Genomic DNA, 20,533 nt, shown 5'->3' with positions numbered 1-20,533 from the left:
CGTCCGCGTGATCCATTCCGGCGAGGGGGCGGAACCGGTCCTCGTACCCCAAGCCGCACTGCAACCGTGGATCTGCCAGCCCTGTCTTCGTCTTCATGACAGCCAACCCACGGCCACGATCAACCGAAGACGACCGGGAGCTGCGCCTGTGGAAGGTCGGCCGGGCCCTGACCGTCACCTTCGTCGCTGCGGTTCTGGCCGCGGGCGGCATCTTCTACGGCTTGGTGGTCCTGCTGGACTTCCAGGGAATCGACAGCACCACGAAGCTCGACGCGAAGACGCTCTTCGACCTGGTGAAGCTCTCCTTCGGCGTGGTCGCCGGGGCCGGCGCGCTCGTCGCCCTGGTCGTCGCCTACCGCCGCCAGCGCGTCGACGAGGCTGGCGCCCACCGCGAAGCCACCCGACTCCACACCGAACGCTTCTCCCAGGCCGTCGACAAACTCGGCTCGGACTCCCCGGCCGTCCGGCTCGGTGGCGTCCATGCCCTGGCAGGTCTTGCTGACGACGCCCCCGACGACAACCTGCGCCAGACCTGCATCGACGTTCTGTGCGCCTACCTCCAACTCCCCTTCACCTCAGATCCGGGCGACGACCCCGCAGACCAGGAGGAGCACCACCGGTACCTGGCCCTCCGCAAGGTCCGGCATACAATCCTGCGCCTCATCAGCGACCACTACCGACGCCCGAAGGGAACCCACCGCTCCTGGCAGGGCTGCGACCTCGACCTCACTGGCGTCACGATCGACAGCAACATGGATTTCGGGGACGCGAACTTCTCCGGAGGCAGGGTGTCCTTCATCGACGCGACGTTCTCCGGCGGCACGGTGTCGTTCGACCGCGCGACGTTCTCCGGCGGCACGGTGTCGTTCCACCGCGCGACGTTCTCCGGCGGCAGGGTGTCCTTCCTCGGTGTGACGTTCTCCGGCGGCACGGTGTCCTTCCTCGGTGTGACGTTCTCCGGCGGCACGGTGTCGTTCAACCGCGCGACGTTCTCCGGCGGCGAGGTGTCGTTCCACGACGCAGTGTTCTCCGGCGGCACGGTGTCGTTCGACCGCGCGACGTTCTCCGGCGGCTCGGTGTCGTTCGCCGACGCGAGGTTTTCCATCGGTGCGGTGTCGTTCCGCGACACAGTGTTCGTCGGCGGCCCGGTGTCGTTCCGCGGCGCGGCGTTCTCCGGCGGTGAGGTGTCGTTCATTCGCGCGACGTTCTCCGGCGGCTTGGTGCTCTTTGACCGTGTGACGTTCGCTGGCGGCGCGGTGTCATTCATCTGCGCGACGTTCTCCGGCGGCAGGGTGTCCTTCCTCGGTGCGACGTTCTCCGATGGCCGGGTGTCGTTCCGCGGCGCGGCGCTCACCGGTGGCGAGGTGTCCTTCACCGAAGCGACGGGTCCAGCTCCCTCTGAGCTGCTCACTGCCGTCGGCACCGCTTCTGTGTCGGTCGTCCTTCCCTCCGCTTGGCTACCCGCGGATCCATAGGAAGGGGGGAGGCAGAAACGGCCCCCGTGCCGGGCGCCTCTGGTCATGATGGTCGGTCGGGCCCGACAGGTCATGACGCTCCGGCACGCGGGACCACCGCCTGGTGGTGGAGGAAACCTGGACGTGCGCCTGGTCGCCGAGGAGATCCCAGGGCCGGACTGCCTGAGGCTAAGACCGTGTCCTATCCCTCCGCCTGGGCTGTCATTGACCCAGCGCCAGCACTTGGAGCTACTGCCGTATTGGACGGCTGTCACGAGCTGACCGTGGCAGAGTTATCCACAGGCTGGCGCGGGGCTGGCGGCATGTTCGTACGGTGTGGGCTTCACTGATCACGAGCACGGGGGTGCGGTGTGCAGTACGAGGTCGACCTGGCGATCCGGGCGGAGGATGTGCTGGAGGAACTGCCGCCGCAGGGACGCCAGGAGGTCATGGAGACGATTGCCGCGGTGCTGGTGCGGCCGCGCGAGTGGCCCGAGCCCGGCGGATGGCAGGCAGCGGTTGTCTTCAGGCCTCGCCCGTGGGTGTCGTTCACCGCGTTCCTCGGCGGCATCGAGGTGATCGACGTCGGCTGGGCGGGCTGACGCAGTCCGGGGCCTTCGCAAGGAGCGTGGCTGCGCAGGCCAGCACGTTTTCCGGCGTGTGCTCGGCGAGCAGACCGCTCAGCTGGGACTCAAGGCGTTGACGTCGCTCCCGCGCGAGCGCGCTTGTGATCCGTGCGCCCAGGACGTCCCGGGGGCGTCGGCCGCTGGCAGCCGTCGCGCTGTGGATCGCGGCTTCGGTGTCCCCGCCAAGGGCGACATTGAGCAGGACGCGGCCATGGCGGTCGGGGTAGTGCGTGCTCAACACGTCGATCGGTACCACCGTGTCCAGCCGGCGCCGCAGCCGGTGCAGGGCCCGGCCCGGACTCGTGCCGCTCTGTACCGTCATCAGCCGGGTGTGGTCGGCGTTCGCTGCGAACCGCACCCTGTGACGGGCCCGGTCGAGTTCCCGGGCAGTGGCGGGTCTGGTCAAGGAGATCTCGACGGCGTACTGATGCGTCGTCACGAGTGGGTCCTTCGTCGTGTGTGGCTGCCGGAACCGGGGCGGCGCCGGTGAGTGGGCAGGCGGGTGTGGATGAGCTCGTGGTGGCGCAGTGGGTCGAAGGGCTCCCAGTCGGCGACGGCGAGGTCCCCGGCTGTGGGTGTGGCGTCGTGTTGCGGACAGCGCTGGCTGCGCCAGCGCAGCTGTTCCTGGTACGACAGCGCGGACAGGCTGTAGATGGCCATGACGTCCGATGGCAGCGCCAGTTGACCACCTTGCGCGGTCACGGGCACGAGGGTCCACACGCCCCGCAGAGCGCCGGGGCCGAGCACCTTGGCGGTGCAGCGGACGCGGCGCCGGGTCTGGGTGACGCACTGGATCTCCTCGACCGGGCAGGAAGCCAGGTAGCGGACATACAGCAGCTGCACGATTGGCCTGCTCGGGCGGCATGCCTCCTCACCTGACTGCGGGGCCGGTGGTGGAGCCGCAGACGAGGCAAAGAGCCCGGCATCGAGCAGCCTGCGCGTGCGCAGGGCGAGAGACCGGCGCAGCCCGGACAGCCTGGGCGCTTCCGGCGGCGCCGGGCGCGCGGGACACAGTACGGCGTGCGGAAGGCGGCACCAGGTGCTTCCGTCGCCCGAGGGGTGAGCGATGCCGGAGCTGACATGCCAGCGGCAGGACTCCGGCACCTGGTCTGCGGGCAGTTCGTGCGGATGCAGTCGTACCCGGCGTTCGTCGCTGCGCACGTACCACTCGATCGGATTGCCGCACTCGCGGCAGGAGGCCGTCTGGCCGCAGCGCAGTAGCCGGCTGACGCCCTCAGGGTCGACCCGAAGAGACCGCCGCACAGGGGCGCTTGCGCGGCTGCCGTCCCAGAGCCGTGCAGAAGGAGGAGGCGAAGAACACATGCGGGCGAAGCTGCCAGTCAACACGCCGTTCAGACAGCACCCGGCCCGCCAGATCCCCCAGGCAGCCCACAATGGGGCGACACCAGTGCGAACCGCTAATAGAAAGAGCTGGCGGCGAAGATCGACGTCACGCCCGCCGCTGTAGGCCAGTACGAAGCGGGTGGCATCCGCCCTCGCCCAGAGCAGGTCCGTCGGCTCGCTGAAGCGCTGGGGATGCCCAGCGCTTTCTTCACCGCGGGTCGTCCCCGCGCCGGGTTGGACACGGCCGCGGTCCACTTCCGTTCCCTCCGCTCTGCTCCCGCCCGAGAGCGGGAGCGAAGTCTGTCGTTCACGGAACTGCTGTGGGAGTTGACGTACGCGCTGGAAAATTACATCCGGCTGCCCAGGGTCGAGTTGCCGGGTTGGGACAGCGGTGAAACGATTCCCGACTTGCCCACGGATCCGCAGCAAGCCGCCCGAGCTTTGCGTGCTCGCTGGGATTTGGGCGACGGTCCGATTCCCCACCTGGTGCGCCTGCTGGAGTCGCGCGGCATCGTTGTGGCGGTCTTGCCTTATCTCAATTCGGACAGCCGGAAACTGGACGGCTTCTCCACGGCTCGGCTCCCCACCCGACCTGTGGTCGTGCTCAACGACGAGCGCGATGATGTCTACCGCCACCGGTACAGCTGTGCTCACGAGCTGGGCCACCTATTGCTGCATGGCGAAGCGCACCCTGGCGACATCGAGCACGAACGCCAGGCCAATGCCTTCGCCGCCGAGTTCTTGACACCCTCTGCGCGACTCACGGGCTCACTACCCACCCGCGTTGACTTCACCGCCTTGGGGCGCCTGCAACAGACCTGGGGGGTCTCCTTGGACTCCCTGTTGGTTCGGAGTCGGGAACTAGGCCTTCATACCGAAGCGGTGAGCAGCCGCGCATGGAGACGTCTCAAGGCCTCGCGGGCACAAGGACTGTTGCCATTCACTCCAGTTCGGGGCTTCCCCGGGGAAGTGCCCGTGCTGTTGCAGCGAGCCTTTGAAATGGCTCAGCGCAAGGGCATCACTGTGCAGAGGCTGGCTGGGGACCTGTGTTGGCCCGAGGACATGGTTGTCAGGCTTCTCGACACTCAAGATCCTCGCCCAGCCCTGCATCTCTCGGAGGCTCCCCAACTGGCATCAGCCACCAATGAGCGGCCTTACACCGATGAGTAGGACATAAGAGCATCGGGGCCCCAGAGTGGGGCCCCGATGCTGGTGTCCTGCGAGCGAGTCGACAAACCCGGACGGCAAACGACTTGCGGTGCCCAGCAAGGGAGTTGTGGCAAGCTTGACGTGCTTCTGGACCGGAGATCGCCCGGCAGACGGTTCGCGATCGTCGGAGGGCACGCAACGGTGCTGATCCCGCCCAGCTGAATGGAGCGGGTGAAACTGGCCGACGATTCAAGATCGTTGGACCGGCCAGTTTCCGTTGCGGCAAGCGGTCCCGTCAGCGCGGAGGCGCCGAGGGCAGACGTAATCTCCCGGCGTACCGGCCCGGCCACGGATCGAAGGAGCGGCACGGCGGTCAGCGCAGTAGAACCAGACAGCGGCCCCGGCCGACGAGCCGGACGATCTTCACCGTGGACACCGATTGACGACCAGCGTGAGTATCCCGCCCGCCCCCACATCAGACCCGCGACCGGCAAACGTCATGTTGCACAATGCTCATAGGGTCGTATGACACTCGGTGTGGTCACCTGTGGAAGGTGAGCGCCCGGCGCGTTCGAGGCCCGCTTGTCAGGAGGTCTCGTCCGGTATCGGAGGCGGGCTGTGGGTCAGACGGAGCGCCAGGGCACTGCCCGAGTCACGGTCGAGAGCTTCGTCCAGGGCAAGGCCAAGGTGCTCGGCCACGTCGCGGGTGTGGAGGCGAGCGGCGGCCTCCAGCAGAGTGGCGTAGATGTCGGCAGCGCTGCGCGTGCGGCGCCAACTGATTAGCGCGAGAACTACGGCGATCACGCCAGCGGGCCACCACAATGCCACTAGGGGCAGGTAGAGCACGCCCCAGGCAGACAACGTCGTCGCACGAGTGAGTGCCTGGCGGGCGAGCGTGATCTCGTTGCGGGCGGTCTCCGGCAGTACCAGCCATAAGTGCGGCCACAGGACGGCCAGGTCGAGATTGTAGTCACGCTGCATACGGACGGCCGACGCATGGATGCGGTCACCGCTCCACGTGGGACGGTCGGGCTCTTCCAGAGAGATGCGCGTCATGGCCGCGCCTGCCGCGTATCGTGTGGCGGGGTCGGCGCGCAGGCCCCGGGACCGTGCAGCCGCGGCCTCCTCTCGGCGGCGGCGCCAGGCGCGGGCGGCGCTTTTCCAGCGTTCTCGCCGGTGGGTGGTGAGCCGATCCGCCGGCCATCGGCCCCATGCGGGCCAGGTATGCCAGTCGGCGGCGAGATGGAGCTGTTCCACGAGGGAGCCGAGAGCCTGTGCGGCCAGCCCGGCCGCCGACGCACCGGCCAGCACGGCGGCCAGCAGCACCACCTGCCCTCCGACCGTGCTGACGGTGGGGGCGTCGGCCCACCTGGTGACCTGGCCCGTTACGCGATCAACCGCGAAGGGGTGGCTCTGGCCGAGTGCCCGGGCCGCGACGGCGACGGACAGATAGAGGGCACCCGGCAGAACCAGCAAGGACAGCCACCGTTCGGCGAGCTTCTTGCCGAGTTCCCCCCACAGACTTCCCATCGGCTACAGCCAGTCCTGGCGCAGCACCTGGCCGCTAATCGCGCAGCGAGGCACCGGAACGGGGCCCTGCGGCCACCAATGGCGTGTACACCGGTTGGCCGGGCATAGGAACACCGGCTCGCCTGGGCGGAGGCCTGGGGCAGAAACGGGCCCGCCGTGCGGACCGCGGTCTGTACGGCCGTTGTCGCCGTAGGCGTGGAGTCCCTTCACATCACTGGTGACGGCTTGCAGAACCTCGTGCAGCGTGTTCACCGCCGCCGTGACGTCTCCACCGCTGCGAGCCGTGGCCACCAGGTCGTCCAGCACGGCGTCACCAGTCGGCCCGGAACTCAGACACCGACGGATGTCGATCATGTTTGCGCAGACGATGGCCACTTTCTGCGCCGTCGAGTCCTGCTCTGGCATGCTGCTCCCCCTCGGGACAGTCGGTCGCGCGGGTTGCCCTGGAAAAAGTACTGCCGATCAGCCTATTCAGCGACGGCTTCTCACAACTACCCTGAATTGGCGGCACTTTACCTCTATCCTGACAAAGTACGCAGAGCCTTGCCAGACGGGCCAACACCCCCGTCCTTATCAGCGGTCAAGTTGTGCCTCCCCGGCCCGGTGCCCCCTCGAAGTCATGGTCGACAAGTGGCAAAGGCCAAGCCCGGAGGCCGGGAGCCTCGAGTCCGGGGCAACGAAGAAGGTAACGGGGGGCGTGTTGTCTGCTGAGCGACTAGCCGCAATGGCCGACCGCCTGCGCAGGGTCGAGGAGACCCGCGATCTGTCCCTGGTGCTGGCACCAGATGCCGTGCGCGAAGCCCATGCGCTCGCCGAGCTTCTTTCTGAGGACGACGACCTCCAAGTCCGGTATGTGCTCGGCTGGTTCCACTTGTGGCGCTCTACTGCACTGCGGGCCCCCGACAACGACGCCGAGCTAGCTGACGCCGTTCGGATGTTCACCCCCGCTTTCCTCGCCAGCACCTATGACCTGCCGACCTTTTTGCTGCCCCTGATCGCTCATGAAGCGTTCGATCAGGCCTACGAGATACTCCAGGGCGCAGAGGCTTCGTCCGACCCAGGCGCGCTCTCCGCCGCGGTGGACCTATGGCAGCGCATGGTCGAGTCGATGGACCCCGACTCGCCGCTCCTCAGATACGCGCTGAGCTACGTCGGGCACGCGCTGCTGACCCGGTTCCGCCGGACGGGCACCGTGGCGGACCTCGACACAGCTGTCGACCGACTCCAGGCAGCCGCGGACGCTACCCCCGCCGACCATAGCAACCACGCCGGAATGCTGTCCGACCTGGGGATGGCCTTGCTGGACCGGTTCAAGCGGGTCGGCGCGGTGGCAGATTTGGACGCTGCCGTCAACCGCCTCCAGGAAGCCCTGGACGCCATCCCCGAAGACCACACCGACCGCCCGGAAGTACTGAACAATCTGGGCCTGGCCTTGCGAGACCGGTTCGGGCGGACCGGCTCGATGGCGGACCTAGACACCGCCATCGACCACCTCCAGGAAGCCCTGGACGCCACCCCCGGAGACCACACCGACCCTGCGGCCATGCTGAGCAACCTGGGGATGGCGTTGCGGGACCGGTTCGAGCGGGATGGCGCGATGGCGGACCTGGACACCGCCATCGACCACCTCCAGGAAGCCGTGGACGCCACCCCCGCACACCACAGCAACCGCGGTGGACGGCTGACCAGCCTGGGTATCGCGCTGAAGACCCGGTTCGGGCGGACCGGCGCGGTGGCGGACCTGGACACCGCCATCGACCACTTCCAGGAAGCCGTGAGCGCCACCCCCGCACACCACCCGGAGAGAGCCGAGCGCCTGTCCGCCGCCGGGAACGCACTGGTGACCCGATTCGGGCAAGGCGGCGCGGTGGCGGACCTGCACACTGCGATCGACCGCCTCCAGGAGGCCGTGGACATCACCCCCGCCAGCCACACCGACCGCATGATGTACCTGTCGAACCTCGCCGGAGCGTTGCGGGACCGGTTCGGGCGGGACAGCGCGGTGGCGGACCTGGACGCCGCCATCGACCGCCTCCAGGAAGCCGTAGACACCCTCCCTGCCGACCACGCCAACCGCGCGGCGATGCTGTCGAATCTCGCGGGAGCGCTGCGCGCGCGGTTCGAGCACGCAGGCGCCGTGACCGACCGGGAGGACGCGCTAAGGGCCTGGTCCGGGGCGCTGGAGACAAGGTCCGCACCTTCCGGGATCCGCGCGGCAGCGGGGTGGACTGCGGCCGGTGTGCTGGCACAAGCTGGCGACTACGAGCGGGCGGCAACGGCGGCCGAGAAAGCGGTGCGTCTGCTGCCCCAGGTGGCACCGCGCCGACTGGAGCGCACGGATCAGCAACATGCGGTCGGCGGCTTCGCCGGTCTGGCGAGTACGGCCGCCGCGCTCGCACTCGCCGCCCCGGGCGGGACCGCGACCGAGCGGGCGGAGCGTTCGCTGGCGCTGCTGGAGGCGGGCAGGGCGGTGTTGCTCAGCCAGGCGCTGGAGACCCGAAGCGATCTGGCCGACCTGCGCACGCGTGAGCCCGAGCTGGCCCGGGACTTCATCGACCTGCGGGAACGCTTGGACCAGCCTGCGGGCCACATGCGGGACCGACGCCGACTCGCAGCGGAGTTTATGGCCATCCTCACCGAGATCCGGAAGGTCGCGGGCTTCGGTTCCTTCGCGCTCCCTCCCTCGGTCGATGAACTGAAGGCCGAGGCCGCGCAAGGTCCCGTAGCGATCTTCAACATCAGCGGTTATCGCAGTGACGCCCTTCTACTGACCGCCGAGGGCGTCACCAGCGTGCCGATGCCCGAACTCGCCCCGGGGAACGTGATCGCCCAGGTCAACGCTTTCCGGACCGCTCAGCGCCTGGCGGCGTCAGGGGCGGATGCGGCCGAGCGGGTGAAGGCGCAGGCAGCGGTCATCCGCATACTCGAATGGCTGTGGGACGCTGCGGCTGGTCCGGTGATGACTGCCCTGAACTGTCACGCTCGGCCCTCGCAAGAACATGAGGGCCATGCCGAGGAGGCATGGCCACGAGTGTGGTGGGCGCCGGGCGGGCTGCTGGGGCAGCTCCCCGTACACGCTGCGGGGTACCACAAGGACCGGCCGGACGACCCGAACCGACGCACGGTGATGGATCGGGTGGTCTCTTCCTACACGCCCACCGTGCGCGCCCTACGCTATGCCCGCGAGCAGGTTGTCAGCCAGCCAGATCCGCCCCCTGCGGCCTCGCGGGCCTTGATCGTCGCCATGCCGACCACGCCCGGGCTGCCTGGACATGGCCGACTGCACTTCGTCGAGGAGGAAGCCGCGATGCTGCAGGCCCGGCTACCCAACCACATCGTGCTGAGGGAGCCGAACCCCGAAATGGGGACTCCAGATTGGGCAGCGCGGACACCGACGAGGACCAACGTTCTCGCACACTTGCCGGAATGCACCATCGCTCACTTCGCCTGCCATGGTGCCAGCGACCCCGCCGATCCGTCCAAGAGCCTTCTACTTCTCCACGACCACGCGAAAGCGCCGCTCACGGTCGCCAGCCTCGCCCCCGTCGACCTCGATCAGGCGCAGCTGGCCTACCTGTCTGCCTGCCGCACCGCGGCCGTAGACGCGACGAGCCTGCTCGACGAAGCGATCCATCGCACCTCCGCCTTTCAACTTGCCGGCTTCTCCCACGTCATCGGCACCCTCTGGGAGATTGACGATCAAGTCGCCGTCCGCGTCGCTAAAGCCTTCTACGACGGTTTGAACACCGATTCCGGGGTGGACTGCCGCAAGGCAGCCAAGGCCCTGCATGACGCGGTACGCCAGGTCCGGGACGGCTGTGGCCTGCCGCCCCCTCTCGATCGAACGCACCTACCACTATTGTGGGCCGCCTACGTCCACGCCGGCGCATGACGGCGCGGTTCCCCTACGGTATCGGTACTGGTGGGTTCCCCTATTCAAGTCGTCAGTTCCTCATGCATGCCAGATCGCGGTAACCGTGTGTGGCTGCCGGTGGAATGATGTGTCCCCGCACCGGCGCCGTCCCGCACGTGGCCTCCTACATCGTCACCACGCACCCCCCGAAGAGATTCTTGAGCGACTCGGGTTTGTAGCCGGGGGCCGGCGCCGGAGGGCGTGGCTCGCGCTCCCGGTCCTGCCAGAGGTGATGGGCCCGGACATGCTCGATCACCTCGTCCCTGCTGGCCGGCAGGTAGAGCTGAGTCGTCGACAGATGCGCGTGGGCGAGGACCCACTGCACGTCGGTGAGCGGCATCTTCGGGTCTTGGGCGAGCCGGTGGGCGGCCGTGTGCCGGCAGTTCCTCGGCGCGGGCCGCGTTGGAGACCCAGAAGGCCAGCATGGCCTGGTCGCGGTTGTACTTCAGAGCGGCGAACAGCGCATTGAACATCTCGTCGGGGATCCGGCGTGGCAGCCGTTTCGGGATGGTCGGCCGGTAGCGTCCCTGCCCCTCGTTTCGGAAGGCTCGGCAGGGTTGTGATGGGCGTTGGCCCGGCTTGACCTGGGTGAACGCGCGAGAGGAAATGGATTGATGACCGGCCCGTGCCCTCGTCGCGGTGAAAGCTGTAGAACGTGCGCAGCACCGTCTCGCAGTGCACCAGCGTGTTCAACGCATACGCCGTACCGGGGGTCGGCTTCCCGGTGACCGGGGTCGGTATCCCTGGTGGAACCGCCGTTTCTTCTTCTTGCGTACGGGCTTGTCCGCGATCTGCATCCAGCGCGCGAAGTCGCGCGCCTCGAGCCTTGAGCTCGGTGGCTTCCTTTTCTGAGGGCTCCACGAGTGCTCGACCGTTGGCTATGAGGTGCGGAGCGGGCCGATGGACGAGTGATGTCGGCGGCTGGCTCAATTCTGTGGACAGGCTGGATATGGGCTGGCGGTCAGGGTGGGTTGCTCCGACTCTGGCAGCAGCATGCGTTGCCTGCGGCAATGTAGGGGGGCGGTCATGGGGTCGGTAGCAGGTGCAGATGCGTGCACTTTCGTCGCTCTCATCGCCCTACTGGCAGTCTGCTCTGTCTACTTCAGAGGGCGCCGGTCTCGGAATTGCCGAGGAGTCCTGGGCGTCCTCATCGTGGTCCTGATGGTGATCACGAGTGTCGGAGCACTGACAAGCGGGCAGGAGCCGAGGCAGACGCGAGCGGCCGCCGCAGACCAGCAGAAGGGGCCGGGCGGCTTGGACATTCAGCCCTCCGCTACCGGATCCTTCACTCAGTCTTTCCCCATCGAGGTACCACGCTTCCATGGTCTGGAGCCTCCCATTGCGTTGGACTACGACTCCGGCTCCAGCAACGGAGACGTGGGGATGGGATGGCGGCTGGCCGCAGGCTCCATAGTTAGCCGCGCTGGCTCGCATGGCGGTCTGGCCCGCCATAATGCCTCGGACGTTTTCCGCCTTGACGGGATGGAACTGGTCGCCTGCGAAGCGACGTGCGCAACGGGTGGAACGCACGAGACGCATCAACAGACCTATGAGCGCATCGTGTTCGCCGACGGGCGCTGGACGCGGCATCAGCGCAACGGCACACGGCTGATGTATGAGGCCATCAACGAGGGACCGGATCGCGCTGCCCAGTGGCTGCTGGATCGAGTCGTCGATGCTCATGGCAACACCGTGACGTACCACTACGACTGCACGGGGATCTGTCGGGTGGAGCGGATCACCTACGCCGCGCTGACCGTGGCCTGCGGTACGACGGGGCAGCCAGCGTGCAAGTCTGGCGCGGAAGTCCTCTTCCTCCGGGAACCGCGCCCCGACATCGTCGTACGTGCCACCAGCAGGGGCAGTCAGCAGATCCGTAGTCGCCTGCGGACCATCGCTGTGCGGATGGACGGGCAGCTCGTGGCGGCGTACGCCCTGCAGTACAAGAGCAGCGCCCTAACCGGGAATTCGGTCCTTGCCTCACTGCAGCGCTTTGCCGGTGATGCCAGCGTGGCACCGGACGGCAGGGTAAGTGCCGGCCCCACCCCGCCCATGCCGGCCGCCACCTTCACCACGCCGTCCATGACGGGCCCAGCGGGTAAGTGGGTCGCACCGCCTGCCACCAGCGCACCGCTGCAGGTAACTGCTGCGCCAGGCAATCGCGAGTTCCCCCGCGTGGAAACCACTGTGTACGGCAACACCGGACAGTGCAACGACCCACTGGGACACGGCTGCAGCAACGTAACCACAGACCCCGTCTATGGCGACTTCAACGGAGACCGCCTCACTGACGTAGCGGCATGGGAGGGCGGGTCACAATCGTGCGGTTCCCTCTTGGCCCGTCTGGGCACCAGCAACGGCTGGGGCGAAGTCGCAGTTAGCTCCCTCAGCGCTCACAAGCGGGATTGCCCGCGCCGCGGATATGTCACGGACGTCAACGGCGACGGTGCGGACGACATCGTGATGATGTCGGTGCGTGGCCAGGTGATAGCCGCTGTGTCCCGACGGGACGGGCAGTTCACTATCGACGACAGCTACTTTGCTGCCCCATGGTCCCCGCTTCGGCCTGTGACGTGCGCAGCTGGTGACCTGAACGGTGACGGCCTGGGCGATGTGACCTGCCTGCACCATCACCGCATCGGGATCCTGTACGCCACTCCAGAAGGCACGTGGCGCGTCTTCGACAACCCGCTGCCTCCCGATGTGCGAGAGGCGCGCGCCGATCAGGCCGCCGTCGGCGATGTTGATGCCAGCGGGAGCGGCGATGTCATGCTCGTGGGACGGGTTGCCCAGGGCCTTCCCCACGCTGGCAGGGTCTTGCTGCTCACAGGGATAACCGCGCCTGACGGAACGCTCACTTGGGAGAGCACCCCCACCGATTGGAGCCGCTCGGTCGTCGTCCCCTGGCAGTTCACCCCAGGAGATCTCGACGCTGACGGGCGAGCTGACTACATCCTTTACAGCAGCCCCGGCGACACGTCCACGATCCTCGCCGCACTGTCCAGGAAGGGTGCGGTATTCGCCCTGGATCCCCGGCCACAGATCACTGTGGCGAGTCGCTACGTGGCACTCGGGGACGCGGACGCCGACGGTCGCGACGACCTGATAACCGGCGGCCCACCCGGATATCTGCGCTCGCTCGGCGACGGGACCTTCGCCGAGCGAAACGACCTTGGCACCCGCGACCCGAAGAGCAGGAGCTGCGCCGGGGACTGGGAGCGCCTGTCGGCCGCAGACCTGAACGGGGACGGGCAAGCTGATCTGCTCTGCCACACGCACACACAGGTGAACGCGCAGCCCCAGTACAGCATCTGGGGCCAGGCCACCCAGGTCGCACCACCGGCTCCGCATCGCTGGCAACCGTTTGACTACAACGGCGACGGCCGCCAGGACCTGTATGCGATACACCACCGCAATCCAGGCGTAGAGATCTACACTCTGACCGCGCAAGCGGACGGCAGCTACGTACCGGACCATAAGCCGGTCGACCTGCCCGTGGACGTCCCGGACACCAGCCGGTGGTTGGCAGCCGACGTCGCAAGTTCGGCCGGCGGAGCCGACGGCCGCACCGACCTCGTACTCGTCGCCCGCGACAGCCCCTGCACCCGCTGTGAACCAACCCTAGCCCTCACCACCTTGGTCTCTACTGAGCAGGGCTGGGACGCCCACCACACCTATCCCTGGCGCAAGAACGGGACCATTGCTCCCTACGATGCTCCGGAAATGCACACCTGGCGCGCCGCGGCGCTCGACGGCAACGGCGCAGCCGACCTAGTGCACTTCCGTACGGTGCCAGGCGGCGTACGCATGGAGACGTTGCGGTCGCAGGGTGACGGAACCTGGACATCCTCGGCCGATGACCGGTTCACCTCGGATGTAGTTGCCGGCGGCCGCCTGACTCGCCCCGACGTGCAGCGCTTTCGCAAGATGGACCTTAACAATGACCACGTCGACGACTTCGTCCACGCCGAGACCGGCGGAGGGCCCAGCAACGCCTTCCGCGTCGTGCGCAGTCTGGTGTCACAAGCTCCGGGCACTTGGCAGGAGGAAACCGAACGGACCTTCGCAGCCGCAGAGCCCGCGCTCGCCCGCGAGCTGCAGCCCGCGGACATCAACGGAGACGGAATCCAGGACCTGGCCCGACCTGTAGTCAGCAACGGTTGCATCCGCCTGCAGAGCCTCCTCCGGATGCCTAACGGCTGGTCGGCACTCGAGCGAGCTGGCGCTCCGTCCCCTTGCACCGCCGAGCATGGTCTGGAAGACCGGAAGAACCTGCGCCTGGCGGACGTCAACCAGGACGGCCGCACAGACGTCTATCACCTGTCCCGCATCGCCGACGGAACCACCACACAGGGCACGGTCTCCACGCTGATCAACACCGGCGATCCCGTCCACCTGGAAAACTGGCGCTGGGTAGACCAGCCTGATGCCCCCGCGCCTGAGCCAGACAGCTGGGCCTGGACCATGCTCGACAGCGACCACGACGGCGTCTCCGAACCAGCTCACTTCGGCGGTGCGGAACCCACCAATCTCCGCACCTTGCACTGGCAGGCGGGTGACGACCGTCTGAGCACAATCGACAACGGAATGGGCGCGGTGACGAGCATCCGCTACGCCGCGCGAGCCGAGGCCCGCTCCTACCTGCCCGCCGCTTTCATGCCGATCACGGTGGACGAGGTCACCACGGTCGACTCGGCACATCATCCGCCCGTCCGTGCCCGCGCACAGTTCAGTTACGCAAGGGCCCTCTGGTCGAACCGCTACAGCGAGCTCATCGGCTATGGCAGCATCCGGGCCGACCAAGGCGACAGCATCGTCACGGCAGGGCGACACCTGGACGAAGCCTGCGGCGCGCGCGTTTCTGACACCACCTTGGAGGACGAGGACGAAGGTCTGGTCAACAAGACATCCGTCAGCTTCGCCGCCCCAGGCGACGAGCCCCCCTACACCTGCCTGCCAGAGATCATCCGGTACCGCACCTGCGAACTCGCTTCCGCCTGCCGGGACAAGCACGACGTCCTGAGCTACGACAAGTACGGCAACACGATCTCCGTTGAGGAGCGGGCCGACACGCTACGCCGGCGCACCGAAACCCCTGTACACCCGAATACAACCGACTACATCGTCAACAGGCCCTACAAACGGGACGTCCTCAAGGCAACCTCACCATCGCAGAGTTCGCCCACCACGTGGGTGGCCATTGCCCGCACCCTGTTCGGCTACGACGACGGCACCTGGGAGCAGGCACCCGGCCCGCACGGCGATCTGACTCGCATCACTGCCTTTTCCGACATCGGGGCAGACACAGCCTCCGAGACCTTCCTGCGATACGACGCCTTCGGCAACCTCACGAGCAGCCAGAACCCGACGGGCATCACCACCAGCAGCAAGTACGATCCCGGACGCGGTCTGTTCCCCGAGGCCCAATGCACCCCCGTCGGCTGCACCACCCTGCGCTGGGACGAGACTCATGGTCTGCCCCACACCAGCACCGACCCCAACGGCCGGACTGTGACCTCTACCTACGACCCCCACGGCCGCCCGCTTACCGTTACGGGACCCGACCGGACCACCACGACCACCAGCTACCTGGATCTTGGAACATTCACCGGCCCGGATACGGCACGCCAGCGCGTTCGCACTGAAACCACTGGTGCCAGCGGCGGCGACCAGGTGTTGTGGAGCGAGACACTGGTCGACGGCCTCGGCCGCCCATACCGAACTCGTGCAGAAGGCACCACTGCTTCGCCGCAGGACGCCATCGTCACAGACATCACGTACGCGGACGCCTCCAGCCAGCCAGCCGCCACCTCCCTGCCCCGAACAGCGAGCCAGAACCCACGATGGACTCGCTATTCCTACGACGCAGCCCATCGCCCGACCACTCTCACCCATCCCGGCTCCGGGGACACACAGCGCCGTGCCTACCAAGTTGGGAAGGTCGAAGACCGCGACGAAAACGGCAATCTCACCACCACCCACTACGACGGACTCGGCCGCGTCAGCAAGGTCGACCAGCAGGTGCGCCTATGCCCCGCCTGCGCCCTGACCTCCCTGAGCACCTCATACGATCACGATCTCCTCGACCAACTGACCACCATCACCAACCCCCTCGGCGACCAGACAGCACTCATCCGCGATGCACTCGGCAGGCCTACCACCGTCACCGACCCCGACCGCGGACTACGCACCCTGAAATGGCGCGCCGACGGACTCCTCGACACCGAGACCGACGCGCGCGGCACCCACACATGGAGCTACGACGCGGCAGGACGCCCCACCGGGCTCAAGGAGGTCTCGCCGAAGGACGATGCCCACATCTCCCGCTGGGTCTATGACCGCGATCCCCGCACCGGCCAGCCCCAGGGCGATAGCATCGGCCGACTGGTCCTGACCAACTACAGCTCCGGGCCGCTCGGCTCAGGGACCGGCAGCGACCGCATCTGGTACGACGCTGCAGGCCGCCCCACCCACACCAAGCACTGCGTCGACGATGTATGCCAGTCAATGCGCTACGCCTACGACGTCGCGGGACGCCTCAGCGATCTGCACTACCCCGATCCGAACAATCCCGACGGCGAGCACGTCCGCTACCGCTACGACAACTCCGGCCGCCTCGTCTCTGTCGGTTCCTACCTCACCAACATTCGACGCGACGCAGCCGGCCACGTGACAGAGCAGACCTACGGTAACGGCCTCCAGGAGACGTTCACGTACGACCCCGACCGCCAGTGGCTCACCAGCCAGGCTCTGACTTCACCACAGAACCCGACTACGCCTCTGTACAGGGCCGACTACACCGACCATGACGCCACCGGACGCATCACCCAGACCGTCACCTACAACCCCACTCCGGCTCAACCGCAGCCCGATACGCAGACGTACGGATACGACGAACTGGGACGACTCATCCGGCACACCACCAGCACGACTCCAGGCACGCCCCCGTCGACCTACGCCTACGACGAACTCGGACGGGTGACCCACACACTCTCCGCAGGGACCTACAAGTACGAAGACGCCGATCACGCACACGCCGTGACCTCAACCAGCGCCGGACACCAACGCACCTACGACGAGGCCGGACAACTCACGGCCCTAAAAGACCCTTCAGGCCGTCAACTCACGATGGACTGGCTCCCCAACGGCATGCCCGGTCAGATCACCACCAGCGCGACCACCAGCACTTACTCCTACAACGCCAGCGGACAACTCGCGAAACAGACAGAGGGACAGGACATCACCCGCTTCCTCGGCCGATTTCTTGAGCAGACAGCCACCGGCCTAACCCGCTACTACTGGGCAGGCGACCAGATCGTCGCCACCCGCAATGCGAGCGGCGACGTGTCCTACCTCCTACAGGACCACCAGCACTCCACCCGCACCGTCACCGATTCCCAACAGCGCATCACCGCGCGCCACAATTACGCGCCGTTCGGAGCAGAACGCCCGGACAACCTGCAGAGCCCCGAGCAGCACCGATGGCAGGGCCACCGCAGCGACCCCGCAAGCAGGCTCCTTTACATGAACGCCCGCTTCTACGAACCGGAACTCGGCCAGTTCACGGCGCCGGACACAGTCATTGCCGACGTTGCACGGCCGCAGGCACTCAACCGGTACGGCTACGGCAGCGCGGATCCCATTAACACCTGGGACTCAACCGGGCACGTGGAAAAAGACGCCGGAGAGCAAGAAGCCCGGAAGCTGCAAAACTTCGAGCCCGCAGACCAATGCCTCTGCGCAGAGGCCGCAGCATCGGACGCGCAGACCGGACTGGACGACGACGGCAACCCACTTAGCCCTCCCCGAGACATTACCTTCCGAGACGACGAAGGCCTTGAGATCGTCGTGGACAGCGGTTCCAGTGGATCCAAGAGTGACACACCAAAGGAGGAGGCCATCACCATCGCTGATCCTCTGGAACCACCTGCTCCCGACCCGGGCATGGCCGCGATGATCGCTAAATTGGTAGATGGAAGCGAGGCGAGTGATCCAGGTTCTCAGGATGCGCTTTACGCGGCTAACGAAAACGCACCTGCCCCCGACCCCATGCACCCACTCGTAGGAGACGAGGAGACGGAGCGACTGGTCGCAAACGAGGTTGCCGTAATGCATCCTCAAATCCCGGAGAATTTACTCGATCTCAGCACGTTTGACAGCATATTCTGGGGCGATCCCGCGCACTACAGGTTCCGGGGACAAACCCTGCATAGCTGGGAACTCAACTATTACTTCCAAGGAATGGCCTTCGCCCACAAAGAGTTCACCTGGACGGAAACCCAAGCCTTCATTGTCGCCTGGAATAGGTTCCAAGATGCAAGTCTGGGGATCTTCGGAAGTGGCGAAATGACTCCAGAAATGTGGCATGCCGCCTTTGAGGGGTATTGGGATGAGGTAAACGCGCGACGCAGTAGGCATGCGTCTGAGTGACAACTCAGGCGGTCCACTATGTGACCGTACCGCCCTAGAACATCGTCGCGCGAGAGGGTTAGGGGCTCTCGTTTGGATCACCGAGCGGACCAGAGGAAGATGCTTGCGACGTGGAGTCCGGCCCGGTAGATCGTGGCTGTCTTCTCGTAGCGGGTGGCGATGCCGCGCACTCCTGGGGCGCACGAGCGTCAGCACGCGAGTTTCGAAATCTGGCACGACGCCGCAGATTACGGCGATCGCTCCCAGAATCTGCGAATACTGCAGATATCTAACCATCGGGTGAAGGGTGAGCACGGGGCGATCTGCCTGCTGAGATGCAGGTTCACAGCCGCCGAGCAGCCTCCGGGAACACGCGCGGACTCCACTAGAGCTTCCGGAGGCCGCGATCAGACTGTTCGGCGCGCCCTGGTCGTTGGGCAGGGCGCGGATCCGCACCCGAACTCGGTTCCAGATAAATGGGCGGCAACGTCAGGGCGTAGCAATCTGGACTAGCATCACAGACGGAGTAGGGATGCTGAACTTGTGAGTCCCATTAGGGCACTCTTTTGCACTCACTGAGATCGTTACCGAACCTGTCGGCAGATCAGCTTCTTCAATCGTGCCTTGCACGGGATTCGCGATACTCCCACATTCTCGAGATACGGCTCGGTGCGCTTCCGGAGATAGTGTAATGCTGGCCTTTTGTGCCTTTTCCTCGCTTGGGGCCTTGCCGTACAGTAGGCTCACTACAACACCGGCGCCAATCAACGAAATGGCGAGCACGATAACTGCCCCAACCGCCTTCTTCCTCTTCTTGTCAATGATCCCCGTGATGTGTGACTTCAGTGTGTCCGTTCCGTCGTCTGGAGCAAACTTGATTCCTTGAGTTTGAGCCCACATACAAAGCACAACAGCCAGCGCGAACCCGGCAAAAGGCGGCACTGCTTTCCAGTCTGTTGTTTGATCCTTCGGTACCACCAGAGCGATAACTGCACCGTAGACGGTGGTGAGCGAGATCGCTGCTGTGAGAATCTTCTCGCATGCTGAGTCGGTTGATGCTAGAGCCGCTTTAACGCCCTCCTCGTAGCTTGCGACTGTGATCTGTTCACCATACGTAAGAGGGTCTCTAGCGATGCGATCAGGCGGCTGGCCTTGCGTGCTGGGATCAGACATGGCGGATCCTGTATACGTAGCGATGGCCGCAATCGCATGCCACTAGGACCCCATCATCATCCCCAATTGCCTCCAGCAAAGCGTACTGAAGCGGTGTCCGATCAGGGGTGAACATCGCTTCATAGACGTTCGCCGTGTACTGTTCATCAGACATTTCAGCGAGGAATACCCCGTTGCCTGACTCCAACTCGAACCCGTCTGGAAATAGTCGGTTGATCAGAGGCTGGGAGACCAGCGAGATATTTCCTTCCATTACCAGTGCAGCCGGAGCTGAGTCTGCTAGATCTGGTTCCTTGCAGAGTCCGCCATCATTTCGACGGCATGGGACGACGGCCATTGGTGCACCTTTCCTCTGTCTTCTATTTGTCCTCTGCGACTGTAACGGGAATGGAACGGTGGCGCGCGCTGAGCGCACCCAATTGGAGAAGCGGTGGACTTTCGGCATCCCGGATCAGGTGAAGCCCCCAAACCACCCGGCAGCGCGAGGCGGACTGAGACGTATCGACCAGATCACGGTGCCCCTGATGTTGCGTCACCTCCCGATCTGCCATGTCGGCGGTGTCCGACGGACCGGGGAAGTTCCGTATGCTGCAAAGCGGGAGCCGGGACCGCCTGGGAAATCAAGCCGGACAATTCTGAGGCCACCCCGAGCAGGGGGTGAGATGACCGTCGGCTAGTTACCTCATCGGCGTGGCGGTCGTGAGGTTGACCGCAGCGGAGCCGGCGGGCTGTGGAGACGCTGCCGGACGGCGGGACGGTGGTCCGGCCTTGAGGTAGGCGGTCCAGTCAGTGCCCGCGCGGTGGCGCCACTTCTCTACGGTCACGATGTGGAGGCCGAGCATTGGTGCGAGGACGGCTGGGGGCAGGTGCTGGACGAGGGCGGTGGCACGGGCGGGCCGGATGGGCATGTTCTGGGTGGCGAGGCGCCAGCCGAG

General features: G+C 66.1%; 10 protein-coding genes and 2 pseudogenes. 6 read left to right on the top strand and 6 right to left on the bottom strand.

Annotated elements, in window-relative coordinates:
• Positions 1–95: 95 nt before the first annotated feature.
• Both AQJ46_RS48490 and AQJ46_RS48485 read left to right on the top strand, forming a co-directional pair.
• Positions 96–1,475, top strand: coding sequence for a pentapeptide repeat-containing protein (locus AQJ46_RS48490; RefSeq protein WP_059211756.1), 1,380 nt, complete (start codon positions 96–98; stop codon positions 1,473–1,475).
• 350 nt (positions 1,476–1,825) lie between these two features.
• Positions 1,826–2,056, top strand: a complete 231-nt coding sequence (locus tag AQJ46_RS48485; protein WP_059211755.1) for a hypothetical protein — start codon at positions 1,826–1,828, stop codon at positions 2,054–2,056.
• A gap of 459 nt (positions 2,057–2,515) precedes the next feature.
• On the opposite strand, the gene AQJ46_RS58920 is transcribed toward AQJ46_RS48485, so the two are convergent.
• Complete coding sequence (locus AQJ46_RS58920) at positions 2,516–2,923, bottom strand: hypothetical protein (RefSeq protein WP_318656750.1); 408 nt, start codon at positions 2,921–2,923, stop codon at positions 2,516–2,518.
• 141 nt (positions 2,924–3,064) lie between these two features.
• Positions 3,065–3,403 (bottom strand): annotated as a pseudogene (locus tag AQJ46_RS58915) (DUF6083 domain-containing protein); the annotation flags it as partial.
• A 108-nt stretch (positions 3,404–3,511) separates the two neighbouring features.
• On the opposite strand from AQJ46_RS58915, the pseudogene AQJ46_RS58095 reads away from it, so the two are divergent.
• Together AQJ46_RS58095 and AQJ46_RS48475 are read left to right on the top strand one after the other, a co-directional pair.
• Positions 3,512–3,616, top strand: a pseudogene (locus AQJ46_RS58095) (helix-turn-helix domain-containing protein); the annotation flags it as partial.
• Positions 3,617–3,751: 135 nt separating this feature from the next.
• On the top strand, positions 3,752–4,594 hold the full coding sequence (locus AQJ46_RS48475; protein WP_225887637.1) for an ImmA/IrrE family metallo-endopeptidase: 843 nt from the start codon (positions 3,752–3,754) through the stop codon (positions 4,592–4,594).
• Between the two features lie 564 nt (positions 4,595–5,158).
• Here the strand turns inward: AQJ46_RS48475 and AQJ46_RS48470 are convergent.
• The gene (locus tag AQJ46_RS48470) at positions 5,159–6,103 is read right to left on the bottom strand and encodes a hypothetical protein (protein WP_059211752.1); all 945 of its coding nucleotides are present in this window, start codon (positions 6,101–6,103) and stop codon (positions 5,159–5,161) included.
• Positions 6,104–6,106: 3 nt separating this feature from the next.
• A complete protein-coding gene (locus AQJ46_RS55920) occupies positions 6,107–6,508 on the bottom strand; it encodes a hypothetical protein (protein ID WP_159064226.1) in 402 nt (133 codons plus the stop codon).
• Between the two features lie 319 nt (positions 6,509–6,827).
• Between AQJ46_RS55920 and AQJ46_RS48465 the strand changes: the two genes are divergently transcribed.
• Entirely contained in the window at positions 6,828–9,995 is a 3,168-nt protein-coding gene (locus AQJ46_RS48465) for a CHAT domain-containing protein (protein WP_059211751.1), read from the top strand.
• 145 nt (positions 9,996–10,140) lie between these two features.
• Here the strand turns inward: AQJ46_RS48465 and AQJ46_RS58090 are convergent, their stop codons facing one another.
• On the bottom strand, positions 10,141–10,356 hold the full coding sequence (locus AQJ46_RS58090) for a hypothetical protein (RefSeq protein ID WP_059211750.1): 216 nt from the start codon (positions 10,354–10,356) through the stop codon (positions 10,141–10,143).
• 653 nt (positions 10,357–11,009) lie between these two features.
• Between AQJ46_RS58090 and AQJ46_RS48455 the strand changes: the two genes are divergently transcribed.
• Positions 11,010–18,446 (top strand): FG-GAP-like repeat-containing protein, encoded by a 7,437-nt coding sequence (locus AQJ46_RS48455; RefSeq protein WP_079072805.1) that lies wholly within the window; start codon positions 11,010–11,012, stop codon positions 18,444–18,446.
• A gap of 468 nt (positions 18,447–18,914) precedes the next feature.
• Here AQJ46_RS48455 and AQJ46_RS55915 read toward each other — a convergent pair whose 3' ends face one another.
• Positions 18,915–19,598 (bottom strand): hypothetical protein, encoded by a 684-nt coding sequence (locus AQJ46_RS55915; protein WP_159064224.1) that lies wholly within the window; start codon positions 19,596–19,598, stop codon positions 18,915–18,917.
• Positions 19,599–20,533 lie beyond the last annotated feature (935 nt).

Origin of the sequence: Streptomyces canus (assembly GCF_001514145.1) — a bacterium.
Lineage (GTDB): Bacteria > Actinomycetota > Actinomycetes > Streptomycetales > Streptomycetaceae > Streptomyces > Streptomyces canus.
Note: the sequence above shows the minus strand (reverse complement) of the source record. Positions and strands in the feature narration are given on the sequence as shown.